This is a genomic window from Streptomyces sp. NPDC104831 (assembly GCF_055583025.1).
Genome location: NZ_JBVJOT010000019.1, coordinates 56,850 through 73,897, shown reverse-complemented (window position 1 = coordinate 73,897; position 17,048 = coordinate 56,850). Strand labels below are relative to the sequence as shown.

General features: G+C 72.4%; 19 protein-coding genes. 7 read left to right on the top strand and 12 right to left on the bottom strand.

The annotated features are described in order from the left end of the window. Positions 1–141 precede the first annotated feature (141 nt). Together ACZ63H_RS15700 and dacB are read right to left on the bottom strand one after the other, a co-directional pair. A complete protein-coding gene (locus ACZ63H_RS15700) occupies positions 142–1,242 on the bottom strand; it encodes a zinc-dependent metalloprotease (protein WP_467936220.1) in 1,101 nt (366 codons plus the stop codon). Positions 1,243–1,354: 112 nt separating this feature from the next. Then, positions 1,355–2,908: a D-alanyl-D-alanine carboxypeptidase/D-alanyl-D-alanine endopeptidase gene (gene dacB, locus ACZ63H_RS15695; RefSeq protein ID WP_469865324.1), complete on the bottom strand. Its 1,554-nt coding sequence runs from the start codon at positions 2,906–2,908 to the stop codon at positions 1,355–1,357. A gap of 124 nt (positions 2,909–3,032) precedes the next feature. On the opposite strand from dacB, the gene ACZ63H_RS15690 reads away from it, so the two are divergent. Further along, positions 3,033–3,524, top strand: a complete 492-nt coding sequence (locus tag ACZ63H_RS15690; RefSeq protein ID WP_189303680.1) for an inorganic diphosphatase — start codon at positions 3,033–3,035, stop codon at positions 3,522–3,524. A 130-nt stretch (positions 3,525–3,654) separates the two neighbouring features. Continuing rightward, the gene (locus ACZ63H_RS15685; protein WP_469865223.1) at positions 3,655–5,316 is read left to right on the top strand and encodes a threonine/serine exporter family protein; all 1,662 of its coding nucleotides are present in this window, start codon (positions 3,655–3,657) and stop codon (positions 5,314–5,316) included. A gap of 27 nt (positions 5,317–5,343) precedes the next feature. Here ACZ63H_RS15685 and ACZ63H_RS15680 read toward each other — a convergent pair whose 3' ends face one another. Then, positions 5,344–6,381 carry a DedA family protein gene (locus tag ACZ63H_RS15680; RefSeq protein ID WP_469865221.1) on the bottom strand — a complete coding sequence of 346 codons (1,038 nt, stop codon included), beginning with the start codon at positions 6,379–6,381 and terminating at the stop codon, positions 5,344–5,346. Between the two features lie 160 nt (positions 6,382–6,541). Then, positions 6,542–7,342 (bottom strand): MerR family transcriptional regulator, encoded by an 801-nt coding sequence (locus ACZ63H_RS15675; protein ID WP_469865219.1) that lies wholly within the window; start codon positions 7,340–7,342, stop codon positions 6,542–6,544. A gap of 114 nt (positions 7,343–7,456) precedes the next feature. On the opposite strand from ACZ63H_RS15675, the gene ACZ63H_RS15670 reads away from it, so the two are divergent. Then, entirely contained in the window at positions 7,457–8,863 is a 1,407-nt protein-coding gene (locus ACZ63H_RS15670) for a glutamate decarboxylase (protein ID WP_469865217.1), read from the top strand. Between the two features lie 28 nt (positions 8,864–8,891). Here ACZ63H_RS15670 and ACZ63H_RS15665 read toward each other — a convergent pair whose 3' ends face one another. The 3 genes from ACZ63H_RS15665 to ACZ63H_RS15655 form a co-directional block, all read right to left on the bottom strand. Further along, positions 8,892–9,533, bottom strand: a complete 642-nt coding sequence (locus ACZ63H_RS15665) for a PadR family transcriptional regulator (RefSeq protein WP_469865215.1) — start codon at positions 9,531–9,533, stop codon at positions 8,892–8,894. Positions 9,534–9,696: 163 nt separating this feature from the next. Beyond that, positions 9,697–11,157 carry an aldehyde dehydrogenase family protein gene (locus tag ACZ63H_RS15660; RefSeq protein ID WP_469865213.1) on the bottom strand — a complete coding sequence of 487 codons (1,461 nt, stop codon included), beginning with the start codon at positions 11,155–11,157 and terminating at the stop codon, positions 9,697–9,699. Between the two features lie 95 nt (positions 11,158–11,252). Further along, complete coding sequence (locus tag ACZ63H_RS15655; protein WP_469865321.1) at positions 11,253–12,077, bottom strand: helix-turn-helix domain-containing protein; 825 nt, start codon at positions 12,075–12,077, stop codon at positions 11,253–11,255. Between the two features lie 368 nt (positions 12,078–12,445). Between ACZ63H_RS15655 and ACZ63H_RS15650 the strand changes: the two genes are divergently transcribed. Then, positions 12,446–12,919 (top strand): ATP-binding protein, encoded by a 474-nt coding sequence (locus ACZ63H_RS15650; protein WP_469865211.1) that lies wholly within the window; start codon positions 12,446–12,448, stop codon positions 12,917–12,919. A gap of 142 nt (positions 12,920–13,061) precedes the next feature. Here ACZ63H_RS15650 and ACZ63H_RS15645 read toward each other — a convergent pair whose 3' ends face one another. From ACZ63H_RS15645 to rpmG, 5 genes are all read right to left on the bottom strand, one after another. After that, positions 13,062–13,331 (bottom strand): DUF397 domain-containing protein, encoded by a 270-nt coding sequence (locus tag ACZ63H_RS15645; RefSeq protein ID WP_030781778.1) that lies wholly within the window; start codon positions 13,329–13,331, stop codon positions 13,062–13,064. A gap of 552 nt (positions 13,332–13,883) precedes the next feature. Then, positions 13,884–14,126 (bottom strand): 30S ribosomal protein S18, encoded by a 243-nt coding sequence (gene rpsR / locus ACZ63H_RS15640; RefSeq protein ID WP_469865209.1) that lies wholly within the window; start codon positions 14,124–14,126, stop codon positions 13,884–13,886. Then, a complete protein-coding gene (locus tag ACZ63H_RS15635; protein ID WP_469865207.1) occupies positions 14,126–15,295 on the bottom strand; it encodes a CobW family GTP-binding protein in 1,170 nt (389 codons plus the stop codon). The genes rpsR and ACZ63H_RS15635 overlap by 1 nt, the downstream gene beginning before the upstream one ends. Continuing rightward, on the bottom strand, positions 15,292–15,546 hold the full coding sequence (locus ACZ63H_RS15630; RefSeq protein ID WP_469865205.1) for a type B 50S ribosomal protein L31: 255 nt from the start codon (positions 15,544–15,546) through the stop codon (positions 15,292–15,294). Before ACZ63H_RS15630 ends, ACZ63H_RS15635 begins: the two co-directional genes overlap by 4 nt. 9 nt (positions 15,547–15,555) lie before the next feature. Beyond that, the gene (rpmG, locus tag ACZ63H_RS15625) at positions 15,556–15,720 is read right to left on the bottom strand and encodes a 50S ribosomal protein L33 (protein ID WP_469865203.1); all 165 of its coding nucleotides are present in this window, start codon (positions 15,718–15,720) and stop codon (positions 15,556–15,558) included. Between the two features lie 61 nt (positions 15,721–15,781). Between rpmG and rpmB the strand changes: the two genes are divergently transcribed. The 3 genes from rpmB to ACZ63H_RS15610 all read left to right on the top strand — a co-directional run bounded on the left by rpmB (position 15,782) and on the right by ACZ63H_RS15610 (position 17,008). After that, positions 15,782–16,018, top strand: a complete 237-nt coding sequence (gene rpmB / locus ACZ63H_RS15620) for a 50S ribosomal protein L28 (RefSeq protein ID WP_469865201.1) — start codon at positions 15,782–15,784, stop codon at positions 16,016–16,018. After that, positions 16,018–16,323, top strand: coding sequence for a 30S ribosomal protein S14 (gene rpsN / locus ACZ63H_RS15615; RefSeq protein ID WP_469865199.1), 306 nt, complete (start codon positions 16,018–16,020; stop codon positions 16,321–16,323). Before rpmB ends, rpsN begins: the two co-directional genes overlap by 1 nt. Before the next feature lie 169 nt (positions 16,324–16,492). Continuing rightward, positions 16,493–17,008, top strand: a complete 516-nt coding sequence (locus ACZ63H_RS15610) for a DUF4232 domain-containing protein (protein WP_469865197.1) — start codon at positions 16,493–16,495, stop codon at positions 17,006–17,008. The last annotated feature ends 40 nt before the right edge of the window (positions 17,009–17,048 follow it).

Sequence of the window (17,048 nt, the reverse complement as noted above, 5' to 3'; positions counted from 1 at the left end):
CAGAGTGTGTAGATGGTGACAGAACCGGGCCGTTCCCCGAGCATCGCACGCCTACGCATGGCATACGGTCCCTCGGACGGGTGATTGGAGGGGCGTTCGCCTGCCGTCGGCCGGACTCGCTTCACGACTCTCCCGCGCCGTTCACCCCTCGGCCCTGCCGTGCACCCGCGTGACCCAGTCCGCCGGTTTGGCGATCTCCGCCTTGGTGGGAAGGGTGTTGGGCGAGGTCCACACGCGGTTGAAGCCGTCGGTGCCGACCTGCTCGACGACGGCCCGTACGAACCGTTCGCCGTCGCGGTACTGCCTCAGCTTGGCGTCCAGCCCGAGCAGCTTGCGCAGGGCGGCGTCCAGGCGGGAGGCGCCCTTGGCCCGCCGCTGCTGGAACTTCTCGCGGATCTCGGCGACGCTCGGCACGACGCTGGGGCCGACGCCGTCCATGACGTAGTCGGCGTGGCCCTCCAGCAGGGACATCACGGCGGTGAGCCGGCCGAGGATCTCCCGCTGGGCCGGGGTCTGCACGAGTTCCACGAAGGAGCGCCCGCCGTCCTCCTCCTCGCCCTCGGGACGGCCGCCGACCAGGGACTGGGCGGCGTCCCGGATGCGCTCCAGGAAGGTCATCGGGTCGACGTCGGTCTCCGCGAGGAACGACTGGATCTCGCCCTCCAGGTGGTCCCGCAGCCAGGGCACGGCGGTGAACTGCGTGCGGTGGGTCTCCTCGTGCAGGCACACCCACAGGCGGAAGTCGTGCGGCTCGACGTCGAGTTCGCGCTCCACGTGCACGATGTTCGGCGCCACGAGCAGCAGCCGGCCGCCGCCGTTCGCGCCGGCCGGCAGGTCGCGGGCGGCCGGGGCGAAGGTCTCGTACTGGCCGAGGACCCGGGAGGACAGGAAGGACAGGAGCATGCCCACCTCCACGCCGGTGACCTTGCCGCCGACGGCGCCGAGGACCGCGCCGCCCGGGCCGCCGCCGCGCCGTTCCTGCATCTTCTCCAGCAGCGGCTTGAGCAGTTCCCGGAAGCCCGCGACGTTGGCGCGGACCCAGCCGGGGCGGTCGACGACGAGGACGGGGGTGTCGTGGGTCTCCTCGGTGCCCATCCGGGTGAAGCCCCGGACGTGCTCCTCCGAGGCCTTCGCGTGCCGGCGCAGCTCCGCGACGACGGCCCTGGCCTCGTCGCGGCTGACGTCGGGGCCGGGCCGTACGAGCCGTGTCGCGGTCGCCACGGCGAGGTTCCAGTCGACCATCCCGGGAGATGCGGTGCCACCGAAGCCAGTCATGCTGTCAACCGTACGTGCTCGCCGCCGCTTGGGGCAGGCCGTGGGGGGCCGACGGGGGCCGGTGCCCCGGCCGGGGCGCTCAGCCCGCCAGTGCCGTCGCCGCCTCGTCCAGGGCCGACTGGGCCTCGGCCGGGTCCGTCGTGCCGGTGGCCAGGAAGGCGAAGGCCAGGAGGTGGCGGGTGGGCGTGACGACGGTGCCGGCGAGGGCGTTCACGCCGGTCAGGGTGCCGGTCTTGGCGCGTACGACACCGGAGGCGCCGTCGGCGTAACGATTGCTCAGGGTGCCGGTGAAGCCCGCGACGGGCAGGCCCGTCAGGACCGGGCGCAGGCCGGGGCGGTCCGGGTCGGCGGCCCGGACCAGCAGGCCCGTCAGGAGGCCGGCGGTGAGCCGGTCGGCGCGGTTCAGGCCGCTGCCGTCGTGGAAGACGGCGCCCGCCATCGGCAGGCCCAGCTCGCGCAGCTGGGTGGCGATGGCCCCGGCCCCGCCCGCGAAGCTCGCCGGCCGCCCGCCGGCCAGGGCCGTGTGCCGGGCCAGGGCCTCCGCGATGTCGTTGTCGCTGTTGGTCAGCATCCGCTCGACCAGGGCGGACAGCGGGGGCGAGGAGACGCCGGCGAGGGTCTGCGCGCGCGTGCTGGCCTTGGACGGGCCGGGGTGCGTGGCCGTGATGCCGGCGTCCTTCAGGAGGCCCGCGAACTTGGCCGCCGCGTCCGCCGCCGGGTCGCCCACGCGGACCACCGGCCCGCTGGTGGAGTCGTCGGTGCGGCCCTCGTCGACGGTCAGGGCGGTGACCGGGGCGAGGTTGTCGTTGACGCCGACGGGGTGCAGGGCGGGACCGGTGAACAGGGTCGTGTCGTAGGACAGGGTGACCTTGCGGATGCCGCGCTCGGCGAGGGCCTTCGCGGTGTCCGCGGCCAGTACCCGCAGGCTCGCCCAGCCGCCGCCCCGGGCGTGCGCGGTGAGGGTGGGGTCGCCGCCGCCGACCAGGACCAGTTCCCCGGTGTCGGGTTCCAGGGCGGTGCGGGTGGTGAGGCGGTGGTCGGGGCCGAGGGCGGACAGGGCGGCGACGGCGGTGGCGATCTTGGTGGTGGAGGCGGGGGTGAGGGCCTTGCCGCCGTCGGCGTCGTACAGGCGTTCACCGGTCGTGACGTCGACGACGGCCGCCGCCCGGCCGTCGCCGAGCGCGGGGGCGTCCAGCAGGGGCTCCAGGGCGTCGGAGACGGCCTGGGCGTCCGGCGCGGCCCGCTTGGTGCCCACGGCGCCCGAGGTGCCGCCGAGGCCCGTCAGGACGGGTCCGGCGCTCGGCGCGGTCCTGGGCGCCCCCGCGCCCGTGCCGGCGCGACCGTGATCTGCGCCACCTGACCGTTCCAGGGCGGCGGCGCGGTGCCGCTCGGCCGTACGCTGACCCGTGGCGTCCCAGGGCCCGGCCACGGTCACCGCACCGGCGGCCAGTGCCAGGCCGGCGGTGGCGGCGCCCGCGGTGTACCGCCAGGCGCGGGCGTTGCGCGGACGGGGGAGACGGGGGAGGTGCGCAGGGCCGGTCCACACGGCCTTCGGCAGCCGCGCGAGCGACGGCCGCACGGCCGTCACGGCGCGCGTGAGACGTGGTCGGACGGCGTTCGCGAGCCGCGCCACCCGCGGTCTCGCGGCTCGCCAAGGCCCCAGCTCTGGCACGACCACCAGCCCCTTTCGCGATCACACACCTGCGTGAGGGACACTTAACCACCAGAACTATGTGCTGATCATGGAGGAGCCACCGGTGGAGTTCGACGTCACGATCGAGATCCCGAAGGGTTCGCGGAACAAGTACGAGGTGGACCACGAGACCGGCCGGATCCGCCTGGACCGTCGCCTCTTCACCTCGACCGCCTACCCGACCGACTACGGCTTCGTCGAGAACACCCTCGGCGAGGACGGCGACCCGCTGGACGCGCTGGTCATCCTGGACGAGCCGACCTTCCCGGGCTGCCTGATCCGCTGCCGCGCGATCGGCATGTTCCGGATGACGGACGAGGCCGGCGGCGACGACAAGCTGCTGTGCGTTCCGGCCACCGACCCGCGTGTGGAGCACCTGCGTGACATCCACCACGTGTCGGAGTTCGACCGCCTGGAGATCCAGCACTTCTTCGAGGTCTACAAGGACCTGGAGCCCGGCAAGTCGGTCGAGGGTGCCAACTGGGTGGGCCGTACGGACGCCGAGGCGGAGATCGAGCGGTCGTACAAGCGCTTCGAGGAGCAGGGCGGTCACTGAGCCCCCTTCCGCGAACGGGCCGCACGCGCAGGCGTGCGGCCCGTTCGCGTGTGTGCACGCATGCGGCCGGACGGGGTACGCGTGCGCATACTGAGGCCTAGCGAAGGTGTCGTGCAGGGAGCGGTGCGAAGTGACGGAGGCGGAGGACCGCAAGCCCCGGTCCGACGAGGCGCGGTACGACCCGGAGATCACCTCCGAGTTCGCCATTCCCCGGGGCCTCGACGTCCCGAAGGGCCCGGGCGAGGGCGAGACGACCTCCGAGTTCGCCATGCCGGAGGGGCTGCCGGCGCCGCCGCAGCCGCCCGCCGCCGAGCCGGAGGGCTCCGCGTTCAGCCCGCCGCGGACCTACAGCGCGAAGGACGCGCCGGCCGCCTTCACCCCGCCGGCCGGGGTGCCGCTGGTCAGCCTGATCAAGGACGCGCCCTGGCAGGACCGGATGCGCACGATGCTGCGGATGCCGGTCACCGAGCGGCCGGCCCCGGAGTCGGTGCAGCGCGAGGAGGAGGGCGGCCCGGCCGTCCCGCGCGTGCTGGACCTGACCCTGCGCATCGGCGAGCTGCTGCTGGCCGGCGGCGAGGGCGCGGAGGACGTGGAGGCCGCGATGTTCGCGGTGTGCCGGTCCTACGGCCTGGACCGGTGCGAGCCGAACGTCACCTTCACCCTGCTGTCGATCTCGCACCAGCCCTCCCTGGTGGAGGACCCGGTGACGGCGTCGCGGACGGTGCGGCGGCGGGGCACCGACTACACCCGGCTGGCGGCCGTCTTCCGCCTGGTGGACGACCTGACCGACCCGGAGACCGAGGTCTCCCTGGAGGAGGCCTACCGGCGCCTGGCGGAGATCCGCCGCAACCGGCACCCCTACCCCGGCTGGGCGCTGACCCTGGCCGGCGGTCTGCTGGCCGGCGCGGCGTCCGTGCTGGTCGGCGGCGCCGATCCGATCGTGTTCGTGGCAGCGGCCGTCGGCGCGATGCTCGGCGACCGGCTGGCCTGGCTGTGCGCGGGACGCGGACTGCCGGAGTTCTACCAGTTCACGGTGGCCGCGATGCCGCCGGCGGCGATCGGGGTGGCGCTGACCCTGGCCCACGTGGACGTGAAGGGCTCTGCGGTGATCACCGGTGGACTGTTCGCGCTGCTGCCCGGACGGGCGCTGGTGGCGGGGGTGCAGGACGGGCTGACGGGCTTCTACATCACCGCCTCCGCGCGCCTGCTGGAGGTCATGTACTTCTTCGTCGGCATCGTCGTCGGGGTGCTGACCGTCCTGTACTTCGGGGTGCAGATCGGCGGCAAGCTGAACCCGGAGGCGAAACCGGGCAGCTACGACCAGCCGCTGGTCCAGCTGGCGGCCTCGATGCTGCTGTCGCTGACCTTCGCCGTCCTCCTCCAGCAGGAACGTTCCACCGTGCTGTGGGTGACCCTCAACGGAGGCGTCGCCTGGACGGTGTACGGCGCGATGCGCTACGCCGGCGACCTCTCGCCGGTGGCCTCCACGGCGGTGGCGGCGGGCCTGGTGGGCCTGTTCGGGCAGTTGCTGGCCCGGTACCGGTTCGCCTCCGCGCTGCCCTACACCACGGCGGCGATCGGGCCGCTGCTGCCCGGCTCCGCGACCTACTTCGGACTGCTGTCCATGGCCCAGAACGACGTGGACGAGGGGCTGGTGTCACTGGCCAAGGCCGCGTCGCTGGCCATGGCCATCGCCATCGGGGTCAACCTGGGATCGGAGATCTTCCGGCTGTTCCTGCGGATCGGCTCCGCCGGCAAGCGCCGGGCGGCGAAGCGGACGAGGGGCTTCTGAGCGGCGCCCGGCCCGGGGGCCGGGCGGTCACCGGCGGCGCTGGTCGTACGGGTAGCCGTTCTCGTCGTACTGCTGCTGGTCGTAGCCCTGCCGCCGGTCCCAGTCCTGCTGCTGGTACTGCTGCTGGTCGTACGGCTGCTGGTACTGCTGCTGTCCGTCGTAGTACTGGTCGTAGCCCTGCTGCTGGTTCCAGTCCTGCTGCTGCGGCTGCGGCTGCTGGTACGGGGGCTGCCCGCCGTACGGGGACTGTCCGTGCTGGGGCTGTCCGTGCTGCGGCTGCCCGTACTGCGGCTGCTGTTCGTGGGACGGCTGGTCCGGCTCGATGCGGCGCAGCCGGGTGGTGGCGTCGTCCATGACCGGGGGCTGCTGCGGCTGCTGGTACCGGGGCTGCTGCTGCGCGGGCTGCTGCTGCGGGAGCGGCCGCGGCCCGGCCTGGGCGGCCTTCTTCTCCTTGGAGCGGGCCCGCAGGAACTCGATCGCGATCGGGATCACGGAGACGAGGACGATCAGGATGAGGATCGCCTCGATGTTGGTCTTGACGAAGTCGATGTTGCCGAGCCAGGAGCCGAGCAGGGTGACGCCGGCCCCCCACAGGACGCCACCGATGACGTTGAAGACCAGGAACGAGCGGTACCGCATCCCGCTGACGCCCGCGATGATCGGCGTGAACGTGCGCACGATGGGCACGAAGCGCGCCAGCACCAGGGACTTCGGGCCGTACTTCTCGAAGAACTCGTGCGCCTTGGTGACGTTCTCCTGCTTGAACAGGCGGGAGTCCGGCCGGTTGAACAGGGACGGGCCCACCTTCTTGCCGAACATGTAGCCCGCCTGGTCGCCCAGGACCGCCGCGAGGCAGATCAGGCCGATCGCCGCCCACAGCGGGAAGTCCAGATCGCCCGAGGTGATCAGCAGACCGCAGGTGAACAGGAGCGAGTCACCCGGCAGGAAGAAGCCGATGAGCAGGCCGGACTCGGCGAAGACGATGAGCAGCAGACCCCAGATGCTGTACGTGTCGAGCAGGTAGTTCGGATCGAGCCAGCTCGGGCCTAGGGCGAGTGTCATCACGGGTCCGGGCTCCTGAAGGGGTGAGGGCGGCTACGGCGTCCAAGTGCGGCCGCACAAAGCTATCAACGCGATGTGCCCGCCCCAGGTTCCACCGGTGGCTCCAGGATGCCCTGTGCGGGGCCCCGGAGGAAGCTGCGACTCCGGGGGCCCCCGTGACCTTTCAGGACGCGGTGTGCCGGGCCGTGTTCGCCGCGATCGCGTCCCGCATGTACCGGGCCAGACCGGGACGGATCGCCTCGTAGGTGGCGGTGAATCGCTCGTCGGTGACGTACATCTCGCCGAGGCACGCGTGCAGCTCGTGCCCGCAGTCGTAGTACGCGCCCGTGATGAACCGGCGGTGCTCCTCGGCGACGTCCATGGCCGCCCGCGAGTCCGCGGGGACGCCCTCGGCGAGCAGGGCGGCCATGCGGCCGTGCACCGCGTCCAGCTCGCCGTTGATCCGCTTCCAGTCCTCCTTGGTGTAGGCGGCGGTCCGGCGCCGCGACTGCCGGTAGGCCTCGGTGCCGCCCCAGCGCCGCTCCACCTCGTCCTCGTGCCGGTCCGGGTCGAAGTCGCCGAAGACCTCGAACTTCTCCTCGGGTGTCAGGTTGATGCCCATCGTGCGTGCCTCCATGGCGTGCTCCACGGCCGCGGCCATCTCGCGCAGCTTCTCGATCCGGGCGGTCAGCAGGCCGTGCTGCCGGCGCAGGTGCGCGCGCGGGTCCGCGTCCGGGTCGTCGAGCAGGGCCGCGACCTCGTCGAGCGGGAAGCCGAGCTCCCGGTAGAACAGGATCTGCTGGAGCCGGTCGAGATCGGCGTCGGTGTAGCGCCGGTGCCCGGCGTGGGTGCGCTCGCCGGGCACGAGCAGGCCGATCCCGTCGTAGTGGTGCAGGGCGCGCACCGTGATCCCGGCGAACCCGGCGACCTGCCCCACGGTGTAGACCCGCCCCACGGGGGGCTCCCGGTCCACGGGGTGACTCACTGCTTCCGCTCCTTCGGTCGGTACGCCGTCCACACTGGGGCCTCACGTCGCGTGAGGTGCAACCCGGTTCCGATTCGGGATGTTGATGGCGTTCTGTCCGTTTATGGTGTGTCCATGGCGCTGCACAGAGGTTCCGGCCGGCACGAGGCGCGGACGGTGTCGGTCAACCCGTTCTTCGGGGCGGCCGACCCGGTCGGCGGCATGACCGAGGCCCCGCCCACGCACCGGCTGCCGGACACCCCGCTGCCCCCGTCCACGGCGTACCAGCTGGTCCACGACGAGCTGATGCTGGACGGCAACTCCCGGCTGAACCTGGCCACCTTCGTCACCACCTGGATGGAGCCGCAGGCCGGGGTGCTGATGGCGGAGTGCCGGGACAAGAACATGATCGACAAGGACGAGTACCCGCGCACGGCCGAGCTGGAGCGGCGCTGCGTGGCGATCCTCGCCGACCTGTGGCACGCGCCGGACCCCTCGGCGGCCGTCGGCTGTTCCACCACCGGGTCGAGCGAGGCGTGCATGCTCGCCGGGATGGCGCTGAAGCGGCGCTGGGCGAAGGCCAACGCGGACCGGTACCCGGGGGCGCGGCCCAATCTGGTGATGGGGATCAACGTCCAGGTGTGCTGGGAGAAGTTCTGCGACTTCTGGGAGGTCGAGGCCCGGCAGGTGCCCATGGAGGGCGACCGCTTCCACCTGGACCCGGAGGCCGCCGCCGGGCTGTGCGACGAGAACACCATCGGCGTCGTCGGCGTCCTCGGCTCGACCTTCGACGGCTCCTACGAACCGGTCGCCGGCCTGTGCGCGGCCCTGGACGCCCTCCAGGAGCGCACCGGGCTCGACGTCCCGGTGCACGTGGACGCGGCGTCCGGCGGCATGGTGGCGCCCTTCCTGGACGAGGATCTGGTGTGGGACTTCCGGCTGCCGCGGGTGGCCTCCATCAACACCTCGGGGCACAAGTACGGCCTGGTCTACCCGGGCGTCGGCTGGGCCCTGTGGCGGGACGGCGCGGCCCTGCCCGAAGAGCTGGTCTTCCGGGTCGACTACCTGGGCGGGAGCATGCCGACCTTCGCCCTGAACTTCTCCCGGCCCGGCGCCCAGGTGGTGGCGCAGTACTACACGTTCCTGCGGCTCGGCCGGGAGGGCTACCGCGCGGTCCAGGGGGCGACCCGGGACGTGGCGACCTCGCTGGCCCGGCGGATCGCGGAACTCGGCGACTTCCGGCTGCTCACCCACGGCGACCAGCTCCCCGTGTTCGCGCTGACCACGGCCGGGGACGTCACGTCGTACGACGTCTTCGACGTCTCCCGGCGGCTGCGCGAGCGCGGCTGGCTGGTGCCCGCCTACACCTTCCCGGCGCACCGCGAGGACCTGTCGGTGCTGCGGGTCGTGTGCCGCAACGGCTTCTCGCACGATCTCGCCGACCTGTTCCTGGCCGACCTGACCCGGCTGCTGCCGGAGCTGCGCCGGCAGCCGTGTCCGCTGACCCGGGACAAGGCGGCGGCCACCGGCTTCCACCACTGAAAACCGCCGCGGGCGCCGCGGGCGGCGTTCAGCGGTCGTCCCCCGGGTGCCGCTCCCCCGTCGCGTAGGGGTTCTCCTGGCCCTCGGCGAGGACCCCGACGAACGGCTCGCCCTCCCCCGCGAAGGTGTACGCGCCCCCCTCCAGGCGGTCGATCAGGCCCTGGGTCCACGCCTCGTCCGAGTCGGCCGTGTGCAGCCACATGCGCATGATCTCGCCGATGTGACCGAGCTGTTCCGGGCCGCCCTCGGGGACGTAGTGCCCGGTGACGGAGTCCCGCCACCGCCCGATCCGGCGGATCCGCTCCCGCAGCAGCTCCAGGGCCTCCGCGCGGGGCAGCTCGACCAGGAAGCCGACGGCCGCCGACTGGACGTCGGTCTTCTGGTCGTAGGAGACCAGGGACTCGCGCAGCAGCCGGAGGAACTCCTCCTCGCCGCGGGGGGTGATCTCGTACTCGGTGCGCGGCGGGCCGCCGGCCGTGGACGGCGCCGTCTCGTGCGCGTGCAGCAGTCCCTGCCGGGCCATCTGCTTCAGGGCGTGGTAGACCGAGCCGGGCTTGGCGTTGGACCACTCGTGCGCGCCCCAGTACTCCAGGTCGTTGCGCACCTGGTAGCCGTGGGCCCGGCCGTGCTGACGGACCGCGCCCAGCACGAGGAGACGGATCGCTGACATGGGGTCCAGGTTAGGACCCGGGACGAGGCCGGGACGCGCCCGGCCATGCCCCGCCGCCTCTCCTCCGGCTCCTCACCGGGGCGCTTCCCCGGCCGGACGGACGTGAGGGGCCCTTGCGGCCGGGTACCGGGCGCAAGGGCCCCTCACGGGACACCAGGCGGATCTAGAACGGGAACCCGCTGCGGCCGTGCTGGATCGAGATCCACTTGACCGTGGTGAACGCCTCCAGCGTGGTCTCGCCGTTGAGGCGGCCGACACCGGAGTGCTTCTCCCCGCCGAAGGGCACGATCGGCTCGTCGTGGACGGTGCCGTCGTTCACGTGGAACATGCCGGTGTCGATCCGCTTGGCGAAGGCCACACCGCGCTCGATGTTCCCGGTGTGGACGGCGCCGCTGAGGCCGTAGGGGGTGCCGTTGACGATCCGCACCGCGTCCTCCTCGCCGTCGAACGGGATGAGGAAGACGACCGGGCCGAACACCTCCTGCTGGAGCAGCGGGGAGCCGGCCGGGATGCCGGTCAGCACGCTCGGCTCGACCAGGTTGTTGGTCGTGGTGCCGTGCACCAGGGCGGTGGCGCCCTCGGCGAGCGCCTGCTCGACGGTGCCGGAGATCGCGTTGGCCTGCGCGGAGTTGATCACCGGGCCGATCACGGTCTGCGGGTCGCGCGGGTCGCCGACCTTGAGGCCGCGGACCTTGGCGACGAACTTCTCGGTGAACTCCTCGTGCACGGAGCGGTCCACCAGGACCCGGTTGGCGGCCATGCAGACCTGCCCCTGGTGCACGAACCGGCTGAAGACGGCCGCGTCCACCGCGTAGTCGACGTCGGCGTCGTCCAGCACCACCAGGGCGCTGTTGCCGCCCAGTTCGAGGACCGAGCGCTTGAAGTGCTTGGCGCACACGGTGGCGACGTGCCGGCCGACCTTGTCCGAGCCGGTGAAGGAGATCACCTTCGGGACGGGGTGCTCGATGAACGCGTCGCCGATCTCGGCGATGTCGGTGACCAGGACGTTCAGCAGGCCGCCGGGCAGACCGGCGTCCTCGAAGATCTTCGCGATCAGGGTGCCGCCGGCGATCGGGGTGTTCTGGTGCGGCTTGAGCACCACGGCGTTGCCGAGCGCGAGGGCCGGGGCGACCGACTTCAGCGACAGCAGGAAGGGGAAGTTGAACGGGCTGATTACGCCCACGACACCGACCGGGACGCGGTAGACGCGGTTCTCCTTGCCGTCGCCCGGGGAGGGCAGGATCCTGCCCTCGGGACGCAGCGCGAGGTGGATCGACTCGCGCAGGAACTCCTTGGCGAGGTGCAGTTCGAAGCCGGCCTTCACCCGCGTGCCGCCCAGCTCCGCGGTGATCAGGTCCGCTATCTCCTGCTCGCGGTCCTCCACCAGCCGCAGCGCCCGCTCGAAGACGGCCCGCCGGGTGTAGGGGTTGGTCTCGGCCCACTCCTTCTGGGCGCGGGCGGCCGCCTGGTAGGCCAGGTCCACCTCGTCGACGGTGGCCACCGTGATCGAGGCCAGCTTCTCGTCGTTGTAGGGGTTGAAGTCGATGACGTCCCAGGAGCCCGAGCCCGGGCGCCATTCGCCGTCGATGTACTGCCGGGCCAGGTCACTGAAGTAGGACGACATGTGATCCCTCGATCGCTAGCGGACACCAGATCTACGCCACGTCTGATTGGACGTCATCGTACTTGTGACCGTGCGGAGTTGAGGGCCGCAATCGCTCAGGAGAGTTGCCGCAGGCCGCGGAGCAGGTCCCGGCTCTCGTCCGGGCCGGGGCTGTCCTGCTGGAGTTCCTTCAGGGCCTGCTCGTACTGGGCGACGTCCTCGCGCTTGTCCAGGTAGAGGGCGCTGGTCAGCTGTTCCAGGTAGACCACGTCCGACAGGTCGGACTCGGGGAAGCTGAGGATGGTGAAGGCGCCGCTCTCACCGGAGTGCCCGCCGAAGCTGAACGGCATGACCTGGAGCCGCACGTTGGGCCGCTCGGAGATGTCGATCAGGTGCTGGAGCTGGCCGCGCATCACGTCCCGGTCGCCGTAGGGGCGGCGCAGGGCGGCCTCGTCCAGGACGATGTGCAGCTCCGGGGCGTTGTCGGAGAGCAGGTGCCGCTGCCGCTCCAGGCGCAGGGCGACCCGGCGCTCGATGTCGGCGACGCTCGCGCCCTTCATGCCGCGCCGGACCACCTCGCGGGCGTAGTCCTCGGTCTGCAGCAGGCCGTGCACGAACTGCACCTCGTAGACCCGGATCAGCGAGGCGGCACCCTCCAGGCCCACATAGGTGGGGAACCAGCTCGGCAGGACGTCCGTGTAACTGTGCCACCAGCCCGCCACGTTCGCCTCCCGGGCGAGGGAGAGCAGCGACTCGCGCTCCGACTCGTCGGTGATGCCGTAGAGCGTCAGCAGGTCTTCCACGTCTCTGGTCTTGAAGCTCACCCGGCCCAGCTCCATCCGGCTGATCTTCGACTCGGAGGCGCGGATCGAGTAACCCGCCGCCTCGCGCGTGATCCCCCGCGCCTCCCGCAGTCGCCTGAGTTGCGAGCCGAGCAGCATCCGCCGCACCACCGATCCGGGCTCTCCCGCGCTCACTTTCGCCAGCCTCCCCAACCGTCTCCCAGGGGCCGAAGTCTGCCACTAAAACACTCCGAGCAGTACTCGCCCGGTTACGGAAACGGAAAGAGCTCGGCCGTTTCCGCCTGGCCCGGACCGGGAAAGAGGTCCGGACCTCTGGCGGGTGACGAGGTGAACTCGGCGGAAAAAATGGCCAAGAAGTGGTACGGGCAGTGCTATTTCGGTCACGTGCACGTGCATCTGCCCTTGCATCTGCTCTGCGCTTCCGAAACCATGGTGCCGCGCCACCGCTGCATCGCAACGACCGCGAATTCCCGGGAGTGCCTCGCATGGGGACGAATGGATCGACCATGCTCAAGCCGTTACGGCAGGGCCTTCCGCCGCTGGATCCCGCGGCCGTGTCCGATGCCGCCTCCTGCGCCCTCCCCGCCCGCTACGAGGCGGTGCGCGAGGCCCGGCGCTTCACCCGGGACACCCTGGCCCAGTGGGACGTCGGCGACCGCTTCGACGACGTGTGCCTCGTCGTCTCCGAACTCGTCACCAACGCCCTGCGCCACGCGGCGCCGGCGGACCCGTGTCCCGTCGGCGGGCTCCCGTCCGTTCGGCTGCACCTGATGCGCTGGCGCGAGCGACTGGTGTGCGCGGTGCGCGACGCGAGCGACGAGACGCCCGTGCCGCAGGACTCGGACGACTTCTCGGCCGAGTCGGGCCGCGGCCTCTTCCTCGTCGACTCCTTCGCCGACAGCTGGGGCTGGCACCCGCTCGCGGGCACGCTGGAGGGCAAGGTGGTCTGGGCGCTGTTCCGGCTGCACCCGGCGGGCTGATCCGGTCCGGCGCGGGCGCGCGGGATCTGCGCGCGTACACCCCTCGCCCGGGCGGTGACGTCCCCGGCCGGTGTTCGCCCGTCGGCCGTGCGCGGGACCCGGCGCACGCTTGCGCGCACGCGCGGCCCGGGCCGTCGGGCGGTCAGCTCGCGATCAGGTGGTCGAACTCGCCGTCCTTGACCCCGAGGAGCATGGCCTCGATCTCGGCGCGGGTGTAGACGAGCGCCGGCCCGTCCGGGAAGCGCGAGTTGCGCACGGCGACATCGCCGCCCGGCAGCCGCGCGAACTCCACGCAGGAACCCTGCGAATTGCTGTGCCTGCTCTTCTGCCAGGCCACTCCGTCCAGCTGCGTGGCAGCCATGCCGTTGTACACGTCGTACCCCCCGTACACGCCGTCAACGTCGCGGTCCACAGGTCGCTCCCCGGTGGTGCACTGGCTGTGTGGCCATAGGTGCTGTGGTCAACTGACCCGGATCATAACTCTGTTCACGTGCGCATGCATGAGCAGATGCACGTGCACGAGCGGTGTTCCCGCGGTTACAGCTTTGACGTGTGCTTTACCAGAGCCGCTCCCGCGCCTGCCCCGGAGCAGGCACGACATGCCCGGCCCCGCACTAGGGAGAGACGCGTGCGGCGGCCTTCTTGTTCCATCCTCCGGGCAAGTGACGGCCCGCCGGACCGGCCGGAACGGCGTCCGCCCACCGGAGGGACGGCCTCCGCCCGGTGGCGTAGACCGGCCGCCCCGCCGCTACGGCGGCGGGTCGCGGGGGCCGGGACACGTGACGGAGATCATCCGGTGCCGGTCGGCGTAGCCCGCCGGAGCGAGCCGTTCCGCGGTACTCCCCGGTACGGCGAGAGGCAGGCCCGCCCTGGGGGCGGAGCCTGCCTCGGCGCGGGCGGAGCCTGCTTGGGCGGGAGCGGTCGGCGGCCCTTCGCGGAGCGGCCGGCGGCTCTGGCGGGGCGGTCAGCGGCCGGGGTAGGGCAGCAGTGCCATCTCCCGGGCGTTCTTCACGGCCCGTGCGAGCAGCCGCTGCCGGCGGACGGTGAGCCGGGTGACCCGGCGGCTGCGGATCTTGCCCCGGTCGGAGAGGAACCTCCGCAGCAGTTCGGTGTCCTTGTAGTCGATGTAGTCGATGAAGGTGATCCCGGACACGTCCAGGGGGTCGGGGCGGTTCCGGGCGGACGGGCGGTCGCCCTTGCGGGGCATCAGACCTCCAGCAGGGTGTCGAAGGCGGGCGGGAGCCGGCGCCAGGAGTCCCGTCCGGCGGCGTACTCGGCGTCGGTGAGCAGGCAGGAATCCAGCAGCCGGACCAGACCCTCGCGGTCGAGGCCGGGCGAGGTGAACACGAGGTGGTTGCGGCGGTCACCGTGCTCGGGGTGCCAGTCCAGCGCGGCGGCGGCGCGGCGCACCGGTGGGACCAGCTCCCAGGCCGCGTCCGGCAGCGCGGCGAGCCAGGGCCCGGCGCTCTCCACGCACAGTGCCCCGCCGGCCGCGTCCCAGTGCAGCAGCGTGTCCGGCTTGTCGGCGAGCCAGAACCGGCCCCGGCTGCGGGCGGCGGCACAGGTCAGGTCCTCCAGCGCCGTGTACAGCCGCTCCGGGTGGAAGGGGCGGCGGTGGCGCCAGACCAGGGTGGTGACGCCGTGGTCGTCGGCCTCCTGGGGCAGCAGGGCACAGGCCGGGTGCTGGGCTGCGGCGGCGGCCTCCACGTCGAATCCGGCGAGGGCGGCCCGGGCGAGCGGCCCGGGAGCACCGGCGCCGGCCGGGTCCCCGCGGTCGCCCTCTGCCACGCCGACCGGGATCCGGCGGGCCGTCGGGTGGAGCTGGGCCAGCAGTTCGCGGTCCTCGTCGTCGGCCTCCGGGGAGTCGGCGACGGCGAGCACCGGGGCGTACTCCAGCTGCCGGGCGAAGGTGTCGGCGACCGTGCGCCGGTCGGTGGCCGCCGCGGCGAGCCCGGCCTCGGCGAGGTCGTCGCCGTTGCCGAGGTACGGCAGCACCAGGGCCGGGTCCACGGCGGTGATCACCGAGGTGACGGTCAGCCCGCCGGACGCGATCACCTCGGCCATCGCCTTGGGCTCGACCGAGTCCCACAGCTCGACGATCGCCAGCCGGGTGGTGCCGGCGCCGGCGAGCCGGCGCAGCTCGGGCACCAGGTCCTCGCGCAGCGCGCAGCAGGCACAGTCGTCGACCAGGGGCGCCGTGCCGCTCGACACGACGCCGTCGGGGCCGCGGACCGTGCGCGCGACGATGCCGGCACGGGCCGTGGACAGGTCGTGGTGGAGTACGACGCTCCCGGGCACGTCGGCGAGCAGCCGGTCGACGGCCGCCGAGCGGGCGGCGGCGTGCAGCCCGCCGACGACGGCCACCGCCAGGCTCACGCCCCGCCCCGCTTCCCGAACCGGCGCTCGAAGCGCTCCACGCGTCCGGCGGTGTCCAGCACCCGCGCGGTACCCGTGTAGAAGGGGTGGCTGACATTGGAGATCTCCACGTCCACGACGGGATGGGTGTGCCCGTCCTCCCACTCGACCGTCTTGCCGCTCGTCATGGTCGACCGGGTGAGGAAGGCGTGTCCGGCGGCGCGGTCGCGGAAGACGACCGGTCCGTAAGGGGGGTGGATTCCCTTGCGCATGGCGGAGGTTCAGCGCTCCTCTCGGTAGTCGACGTGCCGGCCGGCGACGGGGTCGTACTTGCGCAGCGTCAGCCGGTCGGGGTCGTTGCGGCGGTTCTTGCGGGTCACGTAGGTGTGGCCGGTTCCGGCGGCGGACTTCAGCCGGACGACCGGGCGCAGCTCGTTGCGTGGCATGCTGCTACCTTACTGAAAATGAATTCCATTTGCTGACTCGTTCGAGGAGAGCTGCGTCACCATGTCCGCGCACTGCATGCTCACCGGGGCCCGGCCGGGCTTCGGCAACCGCGTGTCCCACTCCCACCGGCGCACCGCCCGCCGCTTCGACCCCAACATCCAGACCAAGCGCTACTGGCTGCCCGGCGAGGGGCGGTACGTCCGGCTGCGGCTGAGCGCCAAGGGCGTCAAGACGGTGGACGCCATCGGCGTCGAGGCGGCCGTCGCCCGGATCCGCGCCCGGGGGGTGCGGGTCTGATGGCGAAGAAGAGCAAGATCGCGAAGAACGAGCGGCGCAAGGAGGTCGTCGCCCGGTACGCCGAGCGCCGCGCGGAGCTGAAGGAGACCGTCCGCCGTCCCGCCACCCCGGAGGCCGAACGGCTCGCCGCCCGGCGGGAGCTGCGCGCACAGCCGAGGGACGCCAGTGCCACGCGCGTCCGCAACCGCGACGGGATCGACGGCCGCCCGCGCGGTCACCTGCGCGCCTTCGGGCTGTCCCGAGTGAACCTGCGCGCGCTCGCGCACCGGGGTCTTCTGCCCGGGGTCCGCAAGTCCTCCTGGTGACGGCACGGCTCCGCCGGTCGCGAAGACGCCGCTTCGCACCCCGGTGACCAGCACGTCCGCGAGGCCGCGAGCCGGCCGCCGCCGGGGATGCGGAGGGGCGCGCGCACGGGGCCCGGGGGCAGGCGCCATGATGCAAGGGCACCGTCACGACCAGGACAGGGACCCGCTCATGCGCGCCATTCCGCTCACCGTCACCGCTCTCGCCGCCGCCTTGCTGCTGACCGCCTGCGACGACGGTGGCGGCAAGAGCGGTGACAGCGCCGGCTCGGCCTGCGAGATCGGCGGGGTCTCCGTGCAGATCGGCTCGGCGAGCGTGGCCCCGGCCGCCGGGGACACCGGCGAGATCCCGGTCAGCCTCACCAACCAGAGCACGCCCTGCACCCTGGACCACTTCCCCGAGGTGGTCCTGGGCGGCGGCGGCAGCGATGCCACCGTGCCCACGCTCAAGGGCGCGAAGGCGCAGAAGCTGAAGCTCGCCAAGGGCGACTCCGCCACCTTCTCCCTCAGCTACGTCCGCGGCGAGGACGGCGCGAAGAACGCCCTCGCGGCGCAGACCGTGAAGATCACCCTGCCCGGTACGGACACCGGGCGGAGCTTCCCGTGGAAGTACGGCCCGGTCGCCGGCAAGGCCGACGGGAGCGGACCGGACGCGTCGGTGAGCGCCTTCCAGCAGGTCGGCGACTGAGGCTCCGGGCGAGGCCGCGGGGCGGGCCGGCGACCGGGGC